Annotated in this window: 1 protein-coding gene and 1 pseudogene; one reads left to right on the top strand and one right to left on the bottom strand. The window is 72.3% G+C overall.

The genetic code is table 11. The features are described from left to right. Positions 1 to 338 (bottom strand): annotated as a pseudogene (locus G6020_RS05210) (TVP38/TMEM64 family protein); the annotation flags it as partial. A gap of 134 nt (positions 339 to 472) precedes the next feature. Here G6020_RS05210 and G6020_RS05205 point away from each other — a divergent pair. Further along, positions 473 to 1843 (top strand): methylmalonyl-CoA mutase family protein (locus tag G6020_RS05205; protein WP_182609895.1); only part of this gene is annotated, 1371 nt, incomplete at its 3' end.

Below are 1843 nucleotides of genomic sequence, written 5' to 3'. Positions count from 1 at the left end.
GCCGCGACGCGGGGGTCCGCGCGCAGCGCGGCGGTGCGGCGGTGGCCCAGACGGCGGACGCCGACGAACGCGAGAGTGGCCGCTATCCCGGAGGCCACCAGTGACCACGGGATCGCCACCGCGGGAGCGAAGAGCACAGCGGCCGAATAGGTGAAGGTCGACCGGGGGACCGGCGCCACGGTGACGATCGCGTAGGCGGAGAAGAACGCGACCGGGAACCACGGGCCCAGCTCATCCGCCCAACCGCGCAGCTGCTCCAGTCCCGGGGTCGGGACGACGGTGGCCAGCACCACCAGGGCCAGGACGACCGCCACCCACCAGATCACCCGTCCGCGCACGGGTCGACTGTAGTCGCCGGGATCGCGGAGCCCACCCCTGGTGACCCAGCACACATGGTCACGTCTCGACAGCGGGAGGGGCTGCATTAGAGTCCGTGGTGACCCCCTTCACTCCACAAGAGAACGAGGTACCGGTGTCCAGTCCGACCACAGGTCCCGACCTTCACTCCTGGTACGCCTCTGTGGGAGCCGTCCTCGCGAAGGCCGCCCGCAAGGATCCCGCCGAGATGCCCGAGGACGCCTGGCGCGCCCTCGTGGCCACGACCCGCGACGGGATCGAGGTGAACCCCCTCTACACGCGCGCCGACGAGACGCCCGAGCGCCCGGCTCCGGGGTCGTTCCCGTTCGTGCGGGGAGGGGACCGGTCGGGGCTCCCGGAGAACGGCTGGCACGTCAGCGCCAGGGTCGAGGCCAAGGGCGACCCGAGCGAGGTCAACACCTCGGTCCTGGACCTTCTCGGCCAGGGCGCGTCCGCGCTGTGGTTGCGGGTGCCGGCCGCCGACGTGGCCGCCGTCCTCAAGGACGTCTACCTGGACCTCGCGCCGGTGACCTTCGACGCCGGATCGGACCTCGTCGAGGTCACCGACGCGTTCCTGGAGCTGCTCGACCAGCGCAGGTCGGCAGGAGACGGGGTGACCGACCGGTCCTCGGTGATCGCCGACCTCGGCGCGACACCGGTCACCTCCGCGTACGCCGCGGGCGCGTCGTCGGAATCGGTCGACCTCGACGCGGCGGTCGGCCTCGCCGTCCGTGTGGCCGAGCGCGAGGAGACCGTCCGGACCTTCGTCGCCGACGGCACGGTATTCCACGCAGACGGCGCCGGGGACGCGCAGGAGCTCGCCTACGCCGTGGCCGCGGGCCTGGAGTACGTCCGGGCGCTGATGTCGGCGGGGCTCGACGTCGAGGTCGCCCTGCGCCAGATCTCGTTCCGGTTGTCCGCCACGGACGACCAGTTCGTCTCGATCGCCAAGTTCCGTGCCGGGCGCCTGATGTGGGCCCGCGTCGCCGAACTCCTGGGCGCACCCGACGCGGGGAATGCGCCTCAGCACGCCGTCACCTCCTCGGCCATGATGGCGCGACGCGACCCGTGGGTGAACATGCTGCGCACCACTCTCGCCTCGTTCGGGGCCGGGGTCGGCGGTGCCACCTCCGTCACCGTCCTGCCGTTCGACGCCTCCCTGCCCGGGGGCCTGGAGAGCGCCTCACCGGCCTTCGCCGAGCGCATCGCACGCAACACCCAACTGCTGCTGCTCGAGGAGTCCCACCTGGGGCATGTGGTCGATCCCGCCGGAGGATCCTGGTACGTCGAGTCGCTCACCGACTCGCTCGCCGAGGCCGCCTGGTCCGCGTTCCAGACCGTCGAGGCCGAGGGAGGACTCGCCGCCGCCATCGCCTCGGGGAGCGTCGCCGCCGCGATCGCCCGGGTCCGCGAGGCCCGCGATGCCGACATCGCCCACCGCACAGCGCCGATCACCGGTGTCTCCGAGTTCCCGAACCTCGCCGAG

It is taken from the genome of Dietzia sp. B19 (assembly GCF_014145155.1).
GTDB classification, from domain to species: Bacteria; Actinomycetota; Actinomycetes; order Mycobacteriales; family Mycobacteriaceae; genus Dietzia; species Dietzia natronolimnaea.
Note: the sequence above shows the minus strand (reverse complement) of the source record. Positions and strands in the feature narration are given on the sequence as shown.